This is a genomic window from Williamsia sp. D3, from assembly GCF_000506245.1.
Lineage (GTDB): Bacteria > Actinomycetota > Actinomycetes > Mycobacteriales > Mycobacteriaceae > Williamsia > Williamsia muralis.
In genome coordinates this window covers 1-18,344 of the sequence record NZ_AYTE01000025.1, presented here as the reverse complement: position 1 = coordinate 18,344, position 18,344 = coordinate 1, and the positions used below count along the sequence as shown (strand labels likewise).

Below are 18,344 nucleotides of genomic sequence, written 5' to 3'. Positions count from 1 at the left end.
GCGCCGGTTCCGGCGTGGGAGTGGGTTCAGGCGCAGGGGCCGGGATCGGCGAGGGTGCGGGAACCGCCGCCGAAGCGGTTGCGGGAGAGGTTGATTCGGCCGAGCCCTCGGATTGCTTACGCTGTGACGCGCGGACGAACTTGCTCGGAGGCGGTTCCGCTGGCGGCGCCCCTCCCGATGACGAGCCGAGGGGTGCAGCCGGGATCGCCGCGCCTCCCGCCAGCTGCGCCTCGATGCGCTCGATCCGTTGCAGCACCGCAGACTCGGCGTCGGACGCCGCCGGAAGCAGCATCCGGGCACACATCACCTCGAGCAGGAGACGCGGCGACGTGGTTCCTCGCATCTCACCGAGCGCGTCGTGCACGGTCTCGGCGAAACGCGCCAACGTTCCCGGCGCCAGCTTGGCCACCTGCTCGGTCATCCGCTCGACCTGGTCGTCGGGCGCCTCCACCAGCCCGCGCTCGGCGGCGTCGGGTACCGCGTCCATCAGGATCAGGTCGCGGAGACGTTCGAGGAGGTCGACAGCGAATCGGCGCGGGTCGTGGCCGGCATCGACAACCGACTCGATGGTTCCGAACAGCTTCGCCCCGTCATGGTCTGCGAGGGCGTTGACGGCGTCGTCGATCAACGCGACATCGGTGACACCGAGGAGGGTCAGTGCGCGCTGGTAGGTGACACCTTCGGCCGACGCCCCGGCCAGCAGCTGATCCAGGACGCTGAGCGAATCACGGGGTGAGCCGCCGCCGGCACGGATCACCAGGGGGAACACCGGCGGCTCCACCGTGACTTTTTCGCTGGCACAGATGCGTTCGAGCAAGGTGCGCATCACGGCCGGAGCCAACAGCCGGAACGGGTAGTGATGGGTGCGCGAGCGGATGGTGGGCAGCACCTTCTCCGGCTCGGTGGTGGCGAAGACGAAGATGAGGTGCTCGGGTGGTTCCTCGACGATCTTGAGCAATGCGTTGAATCCCGCGTTGCTCACCATGTGCGCCTCGTCGATGATGAACACCCGGTAGCGCGACTCCGCCGGCGCATAGAAGGCCTGATCGCGGAGTTCGCGGGTGTCTTCGACACCGCCATGGCTGGCGGCGTCGAGTTCGATCACGTCGAGATTGCCGGGGCCACCCGGGGCCAGGGCCACACATGACGAACACACCCCGCATGGGGTGGACGTCGGCCCCTGTTCACAGTTGAGCGACCGGGCCAAGATGCGCGCCGACGAGGTCTTACCGCAACCACGCGGACCGGAGAACAGATACGCGTGGTTGATGCGGCCGGAGTCGAGCGCGCGACCGAGCGGCTCGGTGACATGTTCCTGCCCGACAACCTCGGCGAAGGTCGCGGGTCGATACGTCCGGTAGAGAGCCACGGTGGCAGCCTACCGGCGCGGTCCGACGTTCGGCACCGGCGCCCGAAGACGGTGGTCACCGGACATCAACGGGCAACGACCCGACCGCGAATCCTGCCCAGCACGAGGAGAGCGACCAGCGTGACGACGAGGAGAACCGTGGTGCAGGCGGCGGCAGAGAACACCTGGCCACGGTCGGACAAGCCGAAGATGGTCACCGGAAGCGTCTTCCAGGTGGCGGGGTACACCATCACGGTGGCCCCGAGCTCACCCATCGACAGCGCGATCGCCAGGCCGGCGGCGGCGCCCAGTGCGGGCAACAACAACGGCAGCGTGATCCGGGTGAGCACACGCACCGGCCCGGCCCCGAGCGACTCCGCCGCTTGTTCGTACGCGGGATCGAGTCGCTCCAGCGCCGCCGACACCGCGCTGAAGGCAAAAGCCAGGACGAGCACGGTGTGCGCCACGATCACGATCCATGTGGTGCCGCCCAGGGGGACCGGCCCGGCATTGAACGCGATGAGGGTTCCCAGCCCGACAACCACCGAGGGGATCGCGATCGGCAGGTGGAACACGGCGTCGGTCATCCGGCGCAGCCAGGGCGGGGTCCGTCGAGCGGCGATGGCCGCCCATGCCCCGAGCAGCAGCGCGATCGCACCGGAGATCACGGCGGTCTGCAGACTCACCGATGCACTGGCCAGTTCGTCGCCCGACATCGCCTGGTCGAAGTGAGTTGTCCCGAGGTCGCTGGGCAGAGGTCCGGTCCACGACCCTGCCAGCGCGGCGAGCACCACCGTGGCAATCGGTGCCGCGAACACGGTCAGCACCACAATCGCGAACACGGTCCAGACGATGGCCTTGCTACGGCTTGTCCACAACAACATCGGGTTGTCCTTTACGTCCACTCAGCAGTCGGGCGAAGATGAGGCGATAGGTCAGATAGAGCGTCAGCGACAACACCACCTGAACCGTGCCGATGACGGCGGCGCCCGGCAGATCAAAGGTGACGATTCCCCTCGTGTAGATCAGCACCGGCAGTGTCACAACGTCTTTGGCGCCGGTGAACAGCACGATGCCGAACTCGTTGAGCGTCAGCAGCAACACCAGGCTGCCACCGGCCATCAAGGCGGGCCACGCCTCGGGCATCACGACGGTGCGCAGTACTCGCCAGGGCGAGGCGCCGAGACTGGCCGCGACATCGAGCTGCTCACGCGAGACGAGGGCAAAGGCGGCAAGCAGAGGACGGACCACAAACGGTGTGAAGAAGGTGATCTCGGCCGCGATGACCCCCGCCGGCGTGTTGAGGAAATCGACCAGTGCGGTGTCGCGTCCGGTGATCTCCATCATCAGGGCGTTCAGGGCGCCTGCCGTTCCGTACAGGAAGGTGAAGGCCAGGGTGATCAAGAAGGACGGCAAGGCGAGCACGGTGTCGATGAGCCTGGCGACGACCCGCGACCCAGGGAACGGCACGAACGCGAGCACCACTGCCACGAAGGTCCCCAGAACCAGGCACCCGGCGGTGGAACAGATGGCGATCTGGGCCGTCCGCATCAGAGCGGTGCGGAAGATCTCAGATCCGAGGACCCCACTCCATGAGCTGGTGCCTGCTCCCTCGGTCGAGCTGAGGAGCACACGAATCAGCGGATAGACCGCGAAGAGGGCAACCACCAGCAAAGGTGTTGCGGTCCAAGCGATGCGTGACCAGTACCCGTCGGCCCGACGGGGAGGCGACGGCGGTGGCGTGGTGCGGTCACGCTCGAGCGTTGCGGTCATCGCGCGGCGTCCGCCGGCACCAGCGTGCCCGCCTGAGCAGGTAGCACCACTCCGACCTCCGCACCGGTGGGGTGGTGGGAATGTCCGGGAACGTCGGCCTCCACCAACGCGTCCGGCAGTCCGTTGACAGACAGCGACAGACGGGTCGACGCGCCACGCCACACCTGCGTGGCGACCCTCGCCCGCAACGCACCCCGCGCCGTAGGTGAAGCCACCGTGAGTGTGTGCGGTCGAACGCACAGGTACGCGTCGGAGCCGGGCGGCCACACGGTCGATGCGGGCGCATGCGCGCTCAGCGTGAGGTCCCCGACGGTGACCAATGCCGCTGAGCCACTGACCCTTCCGACCTTGCATGGTATGAGGTTCGCCCCACCGAGAAATGCTGCGGTGAACGTCGTCGGCGGGCGGTTCCAGAGGTTCTCTGCCGTGTCGACGTCGATCAGTCTGGCATCACGCATCACCACGATCCGGTCCGCCAAGGCCAGCGCCTCGCTCTGGTCGTGGGTCACATACAGCATCGCGGTGTCCGGCAACGCGTCCCTCAACCGCTGCAGTTCGCCGAGCATCGATTGGCGCAGTTGGGCATCGAGAGCCGCGAGCGGCTCGTCCAGCAGCAGCACGTCTGGCCGGATGGCCAATGCCCTGGCTATCGCCACCCGCTGCTGTTGACCTCCGGACAGCTCTTTCGGCAGACGGTTGACATACTCGGACATACTCACCATGGCAAGCGCCTCTGCCACACGATTTTTCAGCTCGCCGCCACGAACTCGCCGGGCCCGGAGACCGAATGCGACGTTGTCACCCACCCGCATGTGCGGGAACAGCGCATACGACTGGACGACCACACCGATCCCCCGCCTGGCCGGCGGGAGGTCGGTGACGTCGCGATCGTTCAGCCGTACCCGGCCCGAGGAGGGGCGGACGAACCCGGCCAGCGCCTTGAGCGCGGTCGACTTGCCCGACCCACTCGGTCCCAGCAGAGCCACGGTCTCGCCCTTGGTCACCCGCAGGCTGAAGTCGACCAGCGCATCGGTAGCCTTCTTGCCGCGCCCGTAGGTGACCGTCACGCGGTCGAAGCTGATGGCCGGAGCCGTCGAGGTCTTCGTGAGCGCACGTGCTGAGAGCGTCCTCGAACCGGCAGCAGCGATGGGGTCGGTCATGATCAGTTACCGGTGGCCTGCTGATAGGCGGCGATATCGGCGTCGAGGTCGGCCAGCACCGCGTTCCAGTCCGGATTCCAGATCTCGACTCCCTCGATCACCTTCGCGGGGGTGAGCCCGCCGTCGCCGCCTGCGGGCTGCACGTCGGTGCGTACCGAGACGCCCATCGCCGCCCCGCCCACGTCGTTCTGGACGTCCTGCGAGAGCAGAAACGCGAGCAGTTGCTCTGCTTCGTCGGTGTGTGGCGCTCCCTTGGTGACGCCTGCGACGTAGGGCAGCGACACGGTGGTACGGGTGCCGTCCGCCGCTGCGGGGAAGAACAATTCGAACTTCGATCCATCGTCACGGATCGACGCCAGGTTCATCTGCACGTCACCGTTGGCCACCAGGAGCTCGCCATTGCTGACCTTGGGCTGGAGTTTCCCGGTGGAACTCGACGGCCCGACGTTGTTTGCCTGCAGCTTCTTCAGATAGTCCAGGGCGCCTTGCTTTCCGAGGAGGTGCTGCAACAGCAACAGCACAGCCGTGCCGTCACCGGCTTGACCGGGTGTGGAGTACTGGATCTTTCCCTTGAACCGCGGATCGAGCAGGTCGTCCCACGTCTGGGGCGGGGGCTCGGCTCCCGGATTGGCGATGAAGGTGAGGTAATTGTTCACCACGGACACGTATTTGTTTGCCGGACCGATACTTTCGGGTGCCACACCGGTGGTGTCCACATCGGTTTCCACCAGCAGCCCATCGGCGTCGGCCTTCTGGATGAACGGAGGCAAGGTGACGAGCAGGTCGGCCTGCGGGTTGGATTGCTCCTTCTGGACCCGGGAGACCACCTCGCCCGAGCCTGCCTCGACGACATTGACCGCTATGCCGGTGTCGTCGGTGAACTTCTTGAACTCGGACTCGTACCAGGAGGCGAGTCCGTCGGCACTGTAGACGGTGACGGTCTTGCCGTCTGTGCTCGACGAACCGGTGCCGCCGCACGCGACGGTGAGTGACAACGCAACAGCAGCAGCTGTGATCGCGATGAGTCGGGACGGGCGGGGGTGACGCGGCGTCATGCGCATTGCTTTTCCTTGGGTGTCGTGTGGTCGCGTGAGGGCTGGGGATGATTCGTGAGGTGAGGCGATCGACATGGCAACCGGCTCAACCGATCAGGAGGTCGGCGAAGTCGGCAACCGTCGGGACGAGGTGAGTCGGTTCTGCGGCACGCAATTGACCTTCGTCATGTGCCCCCGTGAGCGTTCCTGCCACAACACCGGCCCCGGCGCGGTGCCCGCTCACAATGTCGTTTGCGGTGTCGCCCAACACCGCAACCTGGCGAACGTCGTCGATCTCCAAGCGGAGCAGAGCACTCAGGATGAGGTCGGGGTAGGGACGCCCACGCCCGGCTTCCGAGGGCGCCAGGGTCAGATCCGCGATCGACTCCCATCCGAGGGCCTTGAGCAACCGGTCTTTGGTGGGCTTGCTGAAGCCGGTGGTGAGCGCGACCTTCACGCCCGCTTCACGCAGGCGTCCGATGGCTGCCACCGCGCCGTCGATCGGGGCCGCAGCACCACCGTCGATCAGCGCGTCATACGCCTGTTCGAATGCCCGGTTCGCCTGTTGTGCCCGATCTTCCGAGTCGACCAGGGCGCGGAAGACGGTGATCTTCGACTGCCCCATGGTGTCGATGACGTATCGACGGGCCGCTTCGTGCTCCGGGCCCGAGTCGGGGATGCCCGCTGCCGAGGCCGCCGCCTCGAAGGCTTTCATCACGAGGCCGTCGTCGGCCACCGTGGTGCCTGCCATGTCGAGTACGGCCAGGCGAATCGAGTTGTCGCTCAATGTTCTACGTCCCTTCAAGAGTCGATGAGGTCGATGGTTTGTTCGCCGATGGCCGGACCCAGGGTCATCCCCCGGCCTCCTGGACCGGTGACCACCCAGATGCCGTCCGCGACCTGGACGCGGTGCACGATCGCCTCCGGGTCAACGCACTGCGAGTACACGCCCGCCCAGCGGCGCACGACCGGCGGTAGCTTGCGTCCGAGAAATCCCTCGACCACATCGCCGAGCAGCCGGTAGGGGTCCTCGGTGACGTCGAACCCGAACGGTTCGGCGTACTCGTGCGTGTCGCCGATGGTCAGGCCGCCGTGCAGTCGCTGAACACACAGCAACTGCATCTTGTGGGTGTCGGCAATCGGATTCTGCGGCTGCGTGTTCCGGAGACGGTCGAGGTTCTCTCCCGCGAATGCCGGGTAGTAGCGGAAGCTGTCCGCATCCGCGATCGCCGTGGTGAGCGTTTCGCCCAACGGCGCGGTCTGCATCATCTGCAACCGCACCCGGCGAACCGGCATGTCCCCTGCCAGTTCTCGGGCCAGACCACCATGCGCCGCTCCGGGGCACACGATGATGGCATCAGCGGTGTGCGTCCGACCCCTGTCATCCCGGGCACTCACACCAGATCCCGTGCGCTCGACACCACGGATCTCGGTGCCTGACTCGAACCGATAACGTCCGGACTCCGACAAGTACGCGCGCAGTGCCGGAAGTGCTTGTCGCGACTCGACTGCGGCGTCGCGGGAACAGTACAACCCGGCGATGAAGTCGCCCCGCAACGCCGGGTTCTTCCGCATCACGTCGTCGGGGGTGAGGAGTTCGAAGCCGCGGGTTGTGGCATCGGCCCGGCTGACCATCTCCTCGGCCACCGAGAGTTCCGCCGCGGTGCGGACCAGAGTGATCGATCCGATGTCGCGGAACCCGACATCGGCTACCAAGCCACCGATCTCGGCCCAGAGGTCGCGAGAGCGCTGGGCCATCGACAGTTCGGCCGACGACCGCCCCGACACCCAGACAAGGCCGAAGTTCCGGACCGTGGCGCCTCGCGCCTCCGCTTCGCGCTCCACGTGAAACACTTCATGTCCGCGCCGCAACGCGGCCCACGCATGGGCAGTGCCCAGGATCCCACCGCCGACAATCATCACTCGCATGCCGTTCACCCTTCCCGATTGGTCTAGACCAATAAAGGACCAATGCGCGAACTTCGGGTTAACAATTGGTATAGACCAATTGGGGCTATGCTGGGGGCATGGATTCGATCGGGGAGACCGAGGCCGTATTGCGATCACTGCGGGGCGTGTGGGACGAAGAGGCCGTGGACGAACTGGACCACGCATTGCAGGCGGCCCACCTCGCCACCATGGACAACGCCGATGACGAATTGACACTGGCCACAGCACTTCACGACGTCGGCCACAGTCCCCTGCTCGGCGCGGCCGCTGCCGAACACCATGACCGGGCGGCAGAACAGTGGCTGACGCCGCGCTTCGGACCCCGTGTGGGTTGGCTCGCCGGAGCCCACGTCGCCGCCAAGCGCCATCTTGCCGCGACCGCCCCCGGGTATGCGGGAACGTTGTCGGGTACCTCGATTCACTCGCTACGGGCGCAGGGCGGTGCGACGGTCTCCCTCGCGTACCTCGAGGACCCTCGCTGGCCCGATGCGCTTCGGCTGCGCCGGTACGACGACGCCGCGAAAGTGCCCGGCGCACCGATGATGTCGATCGGTGACCTGCTCGACGTCGCCCGCCGCGTCGGCAGTCGGTCGTCGTCATGACCGCACAGGAGCGCGTTCCCAAGTACTACCTCGTGCGCACCGAACTCGAACAGATACTGGCCAAGCTCACCGAGGGTGACACGGTGCCACCGGAGCGCGAACTCGCCGAGCGGTTCGAGGTATCGCGAGAGACCGTCCGCCAGGCATTGCACGAGCTCTTGGTCGAGGGCCGCATCGAGCGCCGGGGTCGCGGAACCGTGGTGTCCGCACCCAAACTGGTTCAGCCACTGTCGCTTCGGTCCTACACCGAGGGCGCCCAAAGTCAGGGACGAGTCCCCGCCCGCCTGTTGGTCACCTGGGAAGACGTGCCCGCCGACGCCGAGATGTGCGCCGACCTCGAGGTGCCCGCAGGGTCTGAGGTGATGCATCTGCAGCGCGTGTTGCTCGCAGACGGCGCACGTCTGGGTCTGGAGAGCACGTACCTACCGAAACCCGGTTCGGTTCTTTCACAGAGACGTTCGATCCCAGCACGTCGCTGTATGCGGCCATCCGCAATGCGGGTGTTGTCTTCGGGAGCGCCCTGGAACGGATCGAGACCGTGCTGCCCTCCCCCCAAGAGGCACGGTTACTCGAAACCACCACGGCCATGCCCATGTTGCTGATGCACCGGCGTTCCCTGGACACCGACGGGCGGCCGATCGAGAGGGTGCGGACCGTGTATCGCGGCGATCGGATGGCGTTCGAGGCAATACTCCGCGAGTGACCCGTTCCGATGTCGGACAGTTAACGTCGTGCAACACCCCTGGCCCGCACTTCGCCCGGGCCCCAGACGGCGATGCACAACACCGCGGTCACGCCGAACACCCACAGGTAGGGCTCGGCGGAGAACCATCGGAGCCAGTCCGGGAACGGCGTCATGAACATGCCGGTGCCGTAGAAGGGCTTGAAGCCCAGGGCGCCTCCAGGGAGGTAGTTGCGCCAGATGAACACGGCGGTGAAGAGAGCGGGCGGAGCGAGGCACAACAATCCGGCGAGTGGTCGTGACCCGGCGCGCCACGCCGCGATGGGCAGATGCACCGCGAACACCAGCAGGGGTACGAACCACACCCAGTGATGGCCCCAGCTGAAAGGTGACACTGCCGCAGTGGTCATCCCGGTCAGGCACAGGGCGAGCAGCTCCTGGCCCGCACGGTGCGCCAGCCAGGCTGCACCGATCCCGAGGACGACCGCGAGTGCAGAACACGCAATCCACAGCACGTTGCTGGGCGTGGTCGTATCGAACACCGTGGCCAGGGCGCCCTTGATCGACTGATTGCTGGGAGCGTCTGTGGGGCCGACGCGGTCGGAGTTCACCACCCGGTCGGTCCAGTAGTTCCACGACTGCCGGGGCGTCGCGAGGAAGCCGATCAGGATCGTGGCGCCGAATGTCGCGACCACCACGACCACCGCGCGCCACCGTCTCGTGACGGCAAGGTAGACGACAAAGAACGCGGGGGTCAGCTTGATGCCCGCCGCGACACCCACACCGATGCCCTTGAGCCGACTGCCATCTGGCCGAAGCAGATCCCATAGGACTATCGCCATCAAGAAGACGTTGATCTGCCCGTACCAGATCGTGGTGCGGACCGGCTCCATCAAGGTGACGGCACAGACCATCGCCGCGGCCACGATGGCCAGCGACCAGCTCATCTCGTAGCCCAGACTCCGGAACGAGGCCACGATGACCCAGTACAGGGTGACGAAGATGAGGCCACTCCAGACGTCCACGGCCATCTCGGCGCTCATCCAGCCGAAAGGCTGGAAGACGATGGTCGAGAACGGGGTGTAGGTGTACAGCAGGCCGTTCCGGAGCATCGGCAAGTCGTACAGCTGCCGGCCATGCAACAGGTGCTGAGCCCCGGCGCGGTACACGTCGAGGTCGACCTGGTTCTTGAACAACCCGAAGATGGGGGCGTCCAGAGGAATGAACCGAACTTGCACGAGCAGCGCAATGGCCGCGCCCACCACAAACGCGATCAGCAGAAGTGGGTGACTCGGAAACCGCTGCTGCGCCCTCGTGTCGTCCGTTGTCTCAGCGCGCGCTTGATCCGCTGTCACCCATAACTCCTCACCCCGTGTCCAGGGATGCTAACCCGCCGCGACCGGCTCCGGAGCGTCGACGCGACGCCTCACGACGAGACACACGATGGCAGCCACCGCTGTCACCACGAACACCCAGTTGTAAGGGTCATAGGTAAACCAGCGCAGCTCAGGGATGCCGACCTTGTGGTACAGCCCGGTGAAGTAACCGTCCGGCAGGACCCGTTCGATCTGCAGAACCGGATACGAACGGTAGGTGCGCCAGATGAATGTCGTCGCCAGCAATGCGACCACCGCTGTCGCCGCCAGCGCTGTGGCCACCGCACCCCGCGCCTGCAGCGTCAGGTGGATTCCGATCACGAGGGCCGGGACGAACCACACCCAGTGGTGTCCCCACGACATCGGCGACACCGCGGTCCCCGTCATACCGACGAGGGTGACGGCGAGCAGCTCATGTCCGGCTCGATGGGCCAGTGAGGCCGCAGTCATCCCGAGCGCGAGCGCTGCAACGGCCAAGGTGATCCACACCAGCGGGTTGGGTGCATCGGTCTGCCACAGGTTCGCCAACGCTCCCCTGATCGATTGATTGCCGACGGTGTTGGGGGCACCGACCCGCTTGGAGTCGATGAACGTCCCGCTCCAGTACTTCCAGGAATCACGGGGCATCACCGCGAACCCGAGCGCGATGGTGCCCACGAACCCCGCACCCGCCAGCCACACCGCGCGCCAGTTGCGGTTGATCAGGAGATAGAACACGAAGATCAGGGGCGTCAGCTTGATCCCAGCAGCGATCCCTACCCCGAGACCGCGGATGCGACTGTGCCTGCTCTGCAGGAGATCCCAGAGGATGAGCAGCATGAGGAACACGTTGATCTGGCCGTACCACATGGTGGTGCGGACCGGCTCCATCAGCGCGCTCACCAGGACAAGGGCGCCGGCGAAGATCCGAACCGACCAATTGATCTGATACCGCAGGCTTTTGAAGCTCAGAGTGATACAGAGATACAGAGCGACGAAGATGCCGACCATCCAGACGATCCGCGCGAGTTCAAGCGACATCGCCGCGAACGGCATGAACAGGATCACCGATACCGGCGCATAGGTGTAATCCATGACGCCCACGAGTTTGGCCTCGTACAGGCGGTCACCGTCGAGTACCGCTTGCGCGCCTTCTCGATACACCGCCAGGTCGAGTTGGTTACCGAAGACTCCCCAGTACGGGGTGTCGATCGGGACGGCCAGATGTTGCAGATACACCGCGAGCAGGCCGAGCGCGAGGGACACCACGACAACAACGGCGGGCCTCGGCAACACCGGGCCATTTGTCACTGCTGCGCGCTCCGGCGAACGGACGTGCGGAGCCGACTCGATGCCCAACCGGGATGCGCCTTTCTCGAGCATCGGCCCTTCTCGCTCACCGAGCGAGGGTTCCTGCGTGATGTCAGCTGTGGTCTTCGAGCAATTTCTCGGCTGCGGCGAGCAGCACACAGGTGGCCACCCCGTCCATCGCCAACCGCAGCTCTTCCAGCCCCGGAAAAGTCGGGGCGAGACGGATGTTGCGGTCGTCGGGATCGCGCTTGTACGGGAAGGTCGACCCAGCCGCGGTCAGTGAGATGCCGGCCTTCTTGGCCAGGTCGATGACCTTGGTCGCGGTGCCGTCGACAACGTCGAGGCTGATGAAGTAACCGCCTTCGGGTTCGGTCCACGACGCGACCTTCGCCGCGCCGAGCCGGTCCTCGAGGATCTGCAGCACCAGCGCGAACTTGGGCAGCAGCAGGTCGCGGTGCCTGGCCATCTGTCGGCGCACGCCGTCGGCATCACCGAAGTAGCGCAGGTGCCTGAGCTGGTTGAGCTTGTCGGGGCCGATCGTCTTGATGCTCGCGTGCCGCTGGTACCAGGCCAGGTTGTCGGCCGAACCACCGAAGAAAGCCACGCCCGCACCGGCGAAGGTGATCTTGGAGGTCGAGGCGAAGACGTAGGGGCGGTTCGGATTGCCCGCGGCCGCCGCCAGTCCCAGCACGTCCACCGGCTCGGGCGGCGTCTCCTGCAGGGTGTGCACCGCGTACGCGTTGTCCCAGAAGATGCGAAAGTCCGGTGCCGCGGCCGCCATCGACATCAGCGCCTTGCTCACCTCGGGGCTGTAGGTGGCACCGGTGGGGTTGGAGTACGTCGGTACGCACCACATGCCCTTGATCTGTGGATCTGCTGCCACCAGTTCGGCACACACCGCAACGTCGGGGCCGTCCGGGTTCATCGGCACGGTGATCATCTCGATGCCGTAGGACTGGGTGATCGCGAAGTGCCGGTCGTAGCCCGGGGACGGGCACAGGAACTTGATCGGGCCCTGCCCCCAGGGAGCCGTCGAGTCCGGCGTGCCGTGCAGCAAACCGAAGATGACCAGATCGTGCATGTATTCGAGGCTGGCGTTGCCGCCCGCCAGCAGATTGTCGGTGGGGATTCCCAGCAGTTCACCGAAGATGGCACGAAGCTCGGGCAATCCGGTGAGACCGCCGTAGTTGCGGCAGTCGGTGCCCTTGCCGTCGCGGTAGACATCGGCTCCCGGCAACGACAGCAGATCCGCGGAGAGGTCGAGTTGTTCCGGTGACGGTTTACCGCGGGTGAGGTCGAGGTTCAGGCCCGCTTCGGCGAGTCGCTGATACTGATCGCGCAGCTCGGACCTGGTGGCGGTCAGCTGGTCGGCACTCATCGAGTGGTAGTTCACGTCGGCCTTTCGCCCGGAACCACACCTGCCCCGGAACTGTCATCGCGCGCTTCGCTGGGGAACAAAGTAGGGGACCCCGCGCACCCGAGAGAGCCCGCTGACCCTTGCTGCCTTCCGGCCCTGGGGGAGTTCACAGGATGCACGCCGCGCGGGATCCGGGATCGAGTGTAGCCGCCCGGTGCGCGGTGCCGGAAACTGGTCACCTCACCAGCCCGTTTTTGGCAGGTCACCTCGCGACCGGTAAGCTCCCCCACGGAGGATTCGCCTAGTGGCCTATGGCGCTCGCCTGGAACGCGGGTTGGGTTAACAGCCCTCAGGGGTTCGAATCCCCTATCCTCCGCCAACTTCCGAAAGTGGTGGCTTCGGGTGAGCATTCGCCCAGGTGAGCCTCACCCGAACCCACCATTTCGGGAAGTCAGAGGCGGCTTTCGAGCCTCGCCGACAGACCGGCTTCCTGCAGATCGAGACGTTCGAGCATCGCGCGAACGGCTTCGTCGTCCACCTCACCGGCATCACGGCTGGCAATCAGGGCATGACGCTGCGCCGCCAGCACCTCCCGGTAGAGCTTGGCGAACGTCTCCGCACGCTCGGTGTGCGCTTCGGGGTCGGGCATCTCCTCGGCATCACGCACCTGGCGCGCGACGGTCGACCGGATGAACTCGACCGTCTTCGCATCCAGGGTGGCGGGCGGTTCGGCCACAAAGTCCTCGATGACCCCGTCGCCCGCGAAGTGCACGATGCTCTCCGCCTTTGACGTCTCGCGAGCTGCGTACTGCTCTTCCTCCTCGGAGTGCAGATGCAGGCGTGCGATGAGCCAGGGCAGGCTGGTCCCCTGGATCAAGATGGTGCCCACCGCGACCACAAACGCGATCGCCTGGATCGCAGCACGCTCCGGGAACGGCTCCCCCGATTCCAGGGTCGCCGGGATGCCGGACGCGGCAGCCAACGTCACCACACCGCGCATACCCGTCCACGACACCACCAGACTCTCCTGGAAGGTCAGCGTCCGCTTGTCCATCGAGGCGGTCAGGCGTTTGACGGCGGCCGGCCGTTTCTTCTCACGCTTGGCGGTCGGATCTCTGCCCGACTCACTGATCCGTCGAGGAACGCGAGGGCCCGCAGCGATCTGCGACGAGCTGACCGTCTTCTCGACGTGCCGTTGCAACAAGCCCCGGCCGAACATGAGGAACACGGCGAACGGGCGGATGACAAGCACCACGAGCAGGACAACAACCGAGGCCACCGCCACCCCGACGAGCGACTCACGCGCCTCTCGCAGCTCGTCGATGATGAACCTGAGCTGTAAACCTATGTAGGCGAACACAAATGCTTCCAGGAGCACATCCACCGAGTTCCACACATAGCGCTCCTGCAGACGAGTCTGGTAGCCGGCATGAACCGAACCCGACCCGACCACGAATCCGGCGATCACCACCGCGAGCACCCCGGACGCATGGATGTGTTCGGCGGCAACAAAAGCCGCGAACGGGACGGTGAAGCCGAGAACCGTTTCCAGCGCCGGATTCTGCAGGTGACGCCGGATCCACAGGGTGCCGAACCCGATCAGGATCCCGACGACGGGCCCGAGCACCGCGCTGTAGCTGAAGAGCAGCAACGGATTCCCGATGAACGCGTGGGTGTGCGCGATCTGCGACACGGCGATCGCGAACAACGACAACGCGGCTGCGTCGTTCACCAGGGACTCGCCGGTCAGGATGGCCATCACGCGCTTCGGCAGGCCGAGTTTGCGGCCGATCGCGACAGCGGTGACGGCGTCGGGCGGCGCGACGATGGCCCCGAGTAACAGTGCGAGAAGGAAGGTGAACTCCGGGATGGCGACCGTGGCAACGGCTCCCACCGCGAACGCCGTGACCACCACCATGGCCACGCCGAGACCGAGGATCGGTTTGATGTTGCGCAGGAAGCTCGGGAACGAGAAGTTCAGCGCCGCCGAGTAGAGCAATGGCGGCAACACCACCGTCAGCAGGATGTCGGACTCGAGCTCCACCCGGGGCAGACCGGGGATGAACGACACCAGGAGTCCGACCACCAGAATGATGAGCGCGGGCTGCATTCCGCGACGATCCGCGAACGCCGTGACGACAACCGCGCCGAGAAGTACCAGAAGCAGCAGTTCCATGGCCGGATTCTGTCAGGTGATGTCCGAGTCTGCTCGCCGTGAAGTCGTATGGTCGCGCGCACAGATCGTCCCCGTGACGGTCCGCCGAGGGCAGTACACCCTCGGCCGGGTCTCACGGGGACAAAACGAACGGCTCAGGACTCCGACTCATCGTCGTGACGCGCCCTCGACGGCTGCACACGCTTGGGTTCACCCGGCATCTTCGGGTAGCTCGGCGGATAGGGCATGTCGCCCAGCCCGTCCTTCTCGTCGCGCGCCACCCATTCGAGCAGCGGCTCGAGACTCCCAGGATGATCGCCGATGTCCGCCATGGGATCTCCCCGGCGTTTCAGCAGCGCCGGGACAGTGGCGATGGTGCAGTCCAGGGGATCGACGTCGGCCAGTTCCTCCCAGGTCACCGGGGTCGACACCGTCGCCGTCGGGGTGCGCCGCGCCGAATATCCGGCGGCCATCGTGCGGTCGCGGGCGTTCTGATTGAAGTCGATGAAGAGCCGCTCTCCGCGCTCTTCTTTCCACCACGAGGTGGTGACCGACGCACTGTCGCGGCGTTCGAGCTCACGCGCCAGTGCGATCACCGCACGCCGGGTCTCGATGAAATCCCAGCGCGGCTCGATGGGCACGAACACGTGCAGACCGCGTCCGCCCGAGGTCTTGGGGAAACCGACGAGACCCAATTCGTCGAGCAGTGGCCGCAACACGTCGATGGCAACACGGCGCGCGTCGGCGAAGTCCGTGCCCGGCTGCGGATCGAGGTCGATCCGGAGCTGGTCGGGATGGTCGTTGTCCGGGGCGATCGTGGGCCACGGATGAAATGTGACAGTCCCCAGATTGGCCGCCCACACGATGACCGGCGCGCTGGTGGTCCGGATGGCGTCGGCCTTGCGGCCGGAGGGAAAGGTGATCGGCGTCGACTCCACGAAGTCGGGGCGTTTGGCCGCCACACGCTTCTGGTAGATCTCTTCACCTTCGATGCCGTCGGGGAAACGCTGTAAGAAGGTCGGCCGGTCGCGCAGGGCCGTCAACATCGCACCCTGCAGCGCCACCGTGCGGTAATACTCCACCAAATCCCTTTTGCGGCCGCCGTTTTCGCCGAGCTGGGGGAAGTAGATCTTGTCAGGGTTGGACAACCGCACCGCGGTTCCGTCGACATCGAGTTCTTCGGCCGGAGCTTTCGCCATCAGTCTTGTCCCTCCAGGACATCGAATAGGTCGTAGGTGAGCGGCACCTCGAGTTGTTCATAGCCGCAGCTCTCGGGTTCACGGTCGGGACGCCACCGCACGAATTGCACGGTGTGCCGGAACCTGTCGCCCTCCATCTGGTCGTAGGCGACCTCGACGACAAGTTCTGGGCGGATGGGGATCCACTGCGACGACCCCTTCTCTTTCCAGCGGCTCGGTTCACCCTCGGCGACGTTGTCGGGGTCGAGCCGCATCGGTTCGAGCGTCTCCTGCAACTCGATTCGCTTCGCGTCCGAGAACGCGCCGGCTCCGCCGACCATGCGGAGATCACCGTCTCTGTAGAGCCCCAGCAACATCGAACCCAGACCGGTACCACTCTTGTGGACGCGGTACCCGATCAACACGCAGTCGGCGCTGCGCTTGTGCTTGACCTTGATCATCTCCCGCTTGCCCGGCAGGTAGATCCCGTCGAGGCGCTTGCTGACGACGCCGTCGAGACCTGCGCCTTCGAACTCGGAGAACCAGTTCTGCGCAAGGTCGGCATCGGTGGTCACCCGACTCACCCGGCAACGTCCGGCGCCGGGGATCGATTCGAGGAGGACCTCGCGGCGGGTGGAGAACGGCTCCCGGGTGAGATCCCTGTCGCCGGTGGCCAGTGCGTCGAACCCGATGAACATCGCCGGGGTCTGCTCGGCGAGCATCGTGACCCGGGATTTCGCGGGATGGATCCGGATGGACAGGGCGTCCCAGCTGAGCCGGCGAACCCCACCGAGATCGGCCTGTACGCCGATCTCACCGTCGACAACCACCCTGTCCGGCAATTCCTCTCGGGCCGCCTCGATCAGTTCGGGGAAGTACCGTCCGAGGTCCTTGCCACCGCGCGACCCGATGACCACCTCATCACCATCGCGAAAGATGATGGCCCGAAACCCGTCCCATTTGGGCTCATGCGACCACACCGCGGCGCCGGTCTCATCGGGGATCTTGGCAGCGGATTTGGCCAGCATCGGTACCACCGGCGGCATCACAGGAAGGTCCATGATGTCCCATCCTTGCACTTGTACCCTCGTTCGGGTGAACGATTGCCGCCGAGACGAACCGGGCCGCCCGAGCGGTGCGGGACGGTACGCGCCGTCGCCGTCGGGTGATCTGCACATCGGCAATCTCCGTACCGCGTTGCTCGCCTGGTTGTTTGCCCGTTCCACCGGCCGACGCTTCGTGGTGCGAATGGAAGATCTCGATCGGGTGGCACCGGGGGCAGCAGACCGGCAGCTCGCCGATCTGGCGGCATTGGGGATCACCTGGGACCCTCCGGTGATGTGGCAGTCGCAACGTCGACTCTCCTACGACGTCGCCATCGACGACCTGCAACGACGGGGACTGACGTACGAGTGCTTCTGCACTCGACGCGAGATCCTCGAGGCCCCGTCGGCCCCGCATGCGCCGGCGGGCGCCTATCCGGGGACCTGCCGCGACCTCTCCGAAGCGCAACGACAAGCCAAACGCGATACCGGCCGCCCGCCGGCCATCCGGCTTCGCGCGGAGGTTGCCGAGTTCACCGTCGTCGACACACTTCTCGGCAGTCATACCGGCATGGTCGACGACTTCGTCCTCCGCCGCGGCGATGGCACACCGGCATACAACCTGGCCGTGGTCATCGACGACGACGCCCAGGGAGTGAATCAGGTGGTTCGTGCCGACGACCTCCTCAACTCAGCTCCTCGACAGAGTTATCTGGCCACGCTGCTTCACATTTCGCCACCGGCCTATTCCCATGTGCCACTGGTCCTCAACACGGAGGGCGCAAGGCTCGCCAAACGCGACGGCGCTGTCACGTTGTCGGACCTGGCCCTGGGCGGCATTGACACACAGCGTGTTCTGTCACTCATCGCCGCGTCGTTGAATATGGCAGCCCCGAACGAACCGGTGACCAGCGATCAGCTGCTCGCCCGATTCGATCCCGACGATCTGCCACGCGATCCCTGGGTCCTCGAACCGAGCGCAATGCTGAGTTGCTGATCGGCACCAGAACGCCGCGCCATGAGAAGTCCACGGGCAGACGGCACGCCGAGCGATCATTCGAATGGAATAGCGATCCGGCCTTGGATTCACGGTGCCGGTAAACGGTGATCGCCGCAGACGCAGGCAACCGATGGACGCCGAAAATCGACTGACCTGCTCAAACGCCAAGTGACGGTCGATGATCGCTTACTCGAATCAACGCTGGCTAGACACCCCTCAGGGGTCCAAACAACCGGCAACCCACCTTTGTCCGGTTTAGACTCGTCACGACCATCAGGTAGGTGCGAAGCGTGCCTTCGCCGCGAGAGGAAACGAACGTCATGAGCGGACCGCAGTACCCAGGCCCCGACCCCAACTACCCGGGCAACAATCCCCCGCCGAACCCGGACCTGGGTA

General features: G+C 65.6%; 15 protein-coding genes, 1 tRNA gene, 1 other RNA gene and 1 pseudogene. 4 read left to right on the top strand and 14 right to left on the bottom strand.

Annotated elements, in window-relative coordinates:
• From W823_RS45120 to W823_RS45090, 7 genes are all read right to left on the bottom strand, one after another.
• Positions 1–1,369, bottom strand: a 1,369-nt coding sequence (locus W823_RS45120) for a DNA polymerase III subunit gamma and tau (protein WP_023959093.1), incomplete at its 3' end; no start/stop codon positions are given.
• Positions 1,370–1,434: 65 nt separating this feature from the next.
• Complete coding sequence (locus tag W823_RS45115) at positions 1,435–2,232, bottom strand: ABC transporter permease (protein WP_023959091.1); 798 nt, start codon at positions 2,230–2,232, stop codon at positions 1,435–1,437.
• Positions 2,210–3,121: a 2-aminoethylphosphonate ABC transporter permease subunit gene (locus W823_RS45110; protein ID WP_023959089.1), complete on the bottom strand. Its 912-nt coding sequence runs from the start codon at positions 3,119–3,121 to the stop codon at positions 2,210–2,212. Before W823_RS45110 ends, W823_RS45115 begins: the two co-directional genes overlap by 23 nt.
• Positions 3,118–4,281 (bottom strand): ABC transporter ATP-binding protein, encoded by a 1,164-nt coding sequence (locus tag W823_RS45105; RefSeq protein ID WP_023959087.1) that lies wholly within the window; start codon positions 4,279–4,281, stop codon positions 3,118–3,120. Before W823_RS45105 ends, W823_RS45110 begins: the two co-directional genes overlap by 4 nt.
• 2 nt (positions 4,282–4,283) lie before the next feature.
• Positions 4,284–5,342 carry a 2-aminoethylphosphonate ABC transporter substrate-binding protein gene (locus W823_RS45100; protein ID WP_023959085.1) on the bottom strand — a complete coding sequence of 353 codons (1,059 nt, stop codon included), beginning with the start codon at positions 5,340–5,342 and terminating at the stop codon, positions 4,284–4,286.
• Between the two features lie 79 nt (positions 5,343–5,421).
• Positions 5,422–6,102: a phosphonatase-like hydrolase gene (locus W823_RS45095; RefSeq protein WP_023959083.1), complete on the bottom strand. Its 681-nt coding sequence runs from the start codon at positions 6,100–6,102 to the stop codon at positions 5,422–5,424.
• A gap of 14 nt (positions 6,103–6,116) precedes the next feature.
• Positions 6,117–7,244, bottom strand: a complete 1,128-nt coding sequence (locus W823_RS45090; protein ID WP_023959081.1) for a TIGR03364 family FAD-dependent oxidoreductase — start codon at positions 7,242–7,244, stop codon at positions 6,117–6,119.
• A gap of 98 nt (positions 7,245–7,342) precedes the next feature.
• Here W823_RS45090 and W823_RS45085 point away from each other — a divergent pair, with 98 nt between their 5' ends.
• Both W823_RS45085 and W823_RS45080 read left to right on the top strand, forming a co-directional pair.
• A complete protein-coding gene (locus W823_RS45085; RefSeq protein WP_023959079.1) occupies positions 7,343–7,867 on the top strand; it encodes an HD phosphohydrolase-like protein in 525 nt (174 codons plus the stop codon).
• Positions 7,864–8,570 (top strand): annotated as a pseudogene (locus W823_RS45080) (GntR family transcriptional regulator). The gene W823_RS45085 and the pseudogene W823_RS45080 overlap by 4 nt, the downstream one beginning before the upstream one ends.
• A gap of 20 nt (positions 8,571–8,590) precedes the next feature.
• Here the strand turns inward: W823_RS45080 and W823_RS45075 are convergent.
• The 4 genes from W823_RS45075 to ffs all read right to left on the bottom strand — a co-directional run bounded on the left by W823_RS45075 (position 8,591) and on the right by ffs (position 12,768).
• Positions 8,591–9,904 carry a glycosyltransferase 87 family protein gene (locus W823_RS45075; RefSeq protein WP_023959077.1) on the bottom strand — a complete coding sequence of 438 codons (1,314 nt, stop codon included), beginning with the start codon at positions 9,902–9,904 and terminating at the stop codon, positions 8,591–8,593.
• 30 nt (positions 9,905–9,934) lie between these two features.
• A complete protein-coding gene (locus W823_RS45070) occupies positions 9,935–11,287 on the bottom strand; it encodes a glycosyltransferase 87 family protein (RefSeq protein WP_023959075.1) in 1,353 nt (450 codons plus the stop codon).
• Positions 11,288–11,327: 40 nt separating this feature from the next.
• Complete coding sequence (locus W823_RS45065; protein ID WP_031332496.1) at positions 11,328–12,608, bottom strand: aminotransferase class I/II-fold pyridoxal phosphate-dependent enzyme; 1,281 nt, start codon at positions 12,606–12,608, stop codon at positions 11,328–11,330.
• Between the two features lie 65 nt (positions 12,609–12,673).
• An RNA gene (gene ffs, locus W823_RS57335) (signal recognition particle sRNA small type) lies at positions 12,674–12,768 on the bottom strand.
• A 94-nt stretch (positions 12,769–12,862) separates the two neighbouring features.
• Between ffs and W823_RS45060 the strand changes: the two genes are divergently transcribed.
• Positions 12,863–12,951, top strand: a tRNA-Ser gene (locus W823_RS45060).
• A 72-nt stretch (positions 12,952–13,023) separates the two neighbouring features.
• Here the strand turns inward: W823_RS45060 and W823_RS45055 are convergent.
• The 3 genes from W823_RS45055 to W823_RS45045 form a co-directional block, all read right to left on the bottom strand.
• Positions 13,024–14,748, bottom strand: coding sequence for a sodium:proton antiporter (locus tag W823_RS45055; RefSeq protein WP_023959072.1), 1,725 nt, complete (start codon positions 14,746–14,748; stop codon positions 13,024–13,026).
• A 134-nt stretch (positions 14,749–14,882) separates the two neighbouring features.
• Positions 14,883–15,929 (bottom strand): non-homologous end-joining DNA ligase, encoded by a 1,047-nt coding sequence (gene ligD, locus W823_RS45050; protein WP_038253487.1) that lies wholly within the window; start codon positions 15,927–15,929, stop codon positions 14,883–14,885.
• Positions 15,926–16,966, bottom strand: coding sequence for an ATP-dependent DNA ligase (locus W823_RS45045; protein WP_031332495.1), 1,041 nt, complete (start codon positions 16,964–16,966; stop codon positions 15,926–15,928). The genes ligD and W823_RS45045 overlap by 4 nt, the downstream gene beginning before the upstream one ends.
• 1 nt (position 16,967) lies before the next feature.
• Here W823_RS45045 and gluQRS point away from each other — a divergent pair, with 1 nt between their 5' ends.
• On the top strand, positions 16,968–17,945 hold the full coding sequence (gene gluQRS, locus W823_RS45040) for a tRNA glutamyl-Q(34) synthetase GluQRS (RefSeq protein ID WP_081729792.1): 978 nt from the start codon (positions 16,968–16,970) through the stop codon (positions 17,943–17,945).
• Positions 17,946–18,344: the final 399 nt, after the last annotated feature.

Excerpts from the sequence above, each read along its gene's own strand:
- W823_RS45110 (WP_023959089.1), bottom strand. The coding sequence starts at position 3,121 with ATGACCGCAACGCTCGAGCGTGACCGCACCACGCCACCGCCGTCGCCT.
- gluQRS (WP_081729792.1), top strand. The coding sequence starts at position 16,968 with ATGTCCCATCCTTGCACTTGTACCCTCGTTCGGGTGAACGATTGCCGC.
- W823_RS45115 (WP_023959091.1), bottom strand. The coding sequence starts at position 2,232 with ATGTTGTTGTGGACAAGCCGTAGCAAGGCCATCGTCTGGACCGTGTTC.
- W823_RS45045 (WP_031332495.1), bottom strand. The coding sequence starts at position 16,966 with ATGGACCTTCCTGTGATGCCGCCGGTGGTACCGATGCTGGCCAAATCC.
- W823_RS45100 (WP_023959085.1), bottom strand. The coding sequence starts at position 5,342 with ATGCGCATGACGCCGCGTCACCCCCGCCCGTCCCGACTCATCGCGATC.
- W823_RS45055 (WP_023959072.1), bottom strand. The coding sequence starts at position 14,748 with ATGGAACTGCTGCTTCTGGTACTTCTCGGCGCGGTTGTCGTCACGGCG.
- W823_RS45105 (WP_023959087.1), bottom strand. The coding sequence starts at position 4,281 with ATGACCGACCCCATCGCTGCTGCCGGTTCGAGGACGCTCTCAGCACGT.
- W823_RS45085 (WP_023959079.1), top strand. The coding sequence starts at position 7,343 with ATGGATTCGATCGGGGAGACCGAGGCCGTATTGCGATCACTGCGGGGC.
- W823_RS45090 (WP_023959081.1), bottom strand. The coding sequence starts at position 7,244 with ATGCGAGTGATGATTGTCGGCGGTGGGATCCTGGGCACTGCCCATGCG.
- W823_RS45070 (WP_023959075.1), bottom strand. The coding sequence starts at position 11,287 with ATGCTCGAGAAAGGCGCATCCCGGTTGGGCATCGAGTCGGCTCCGCAC.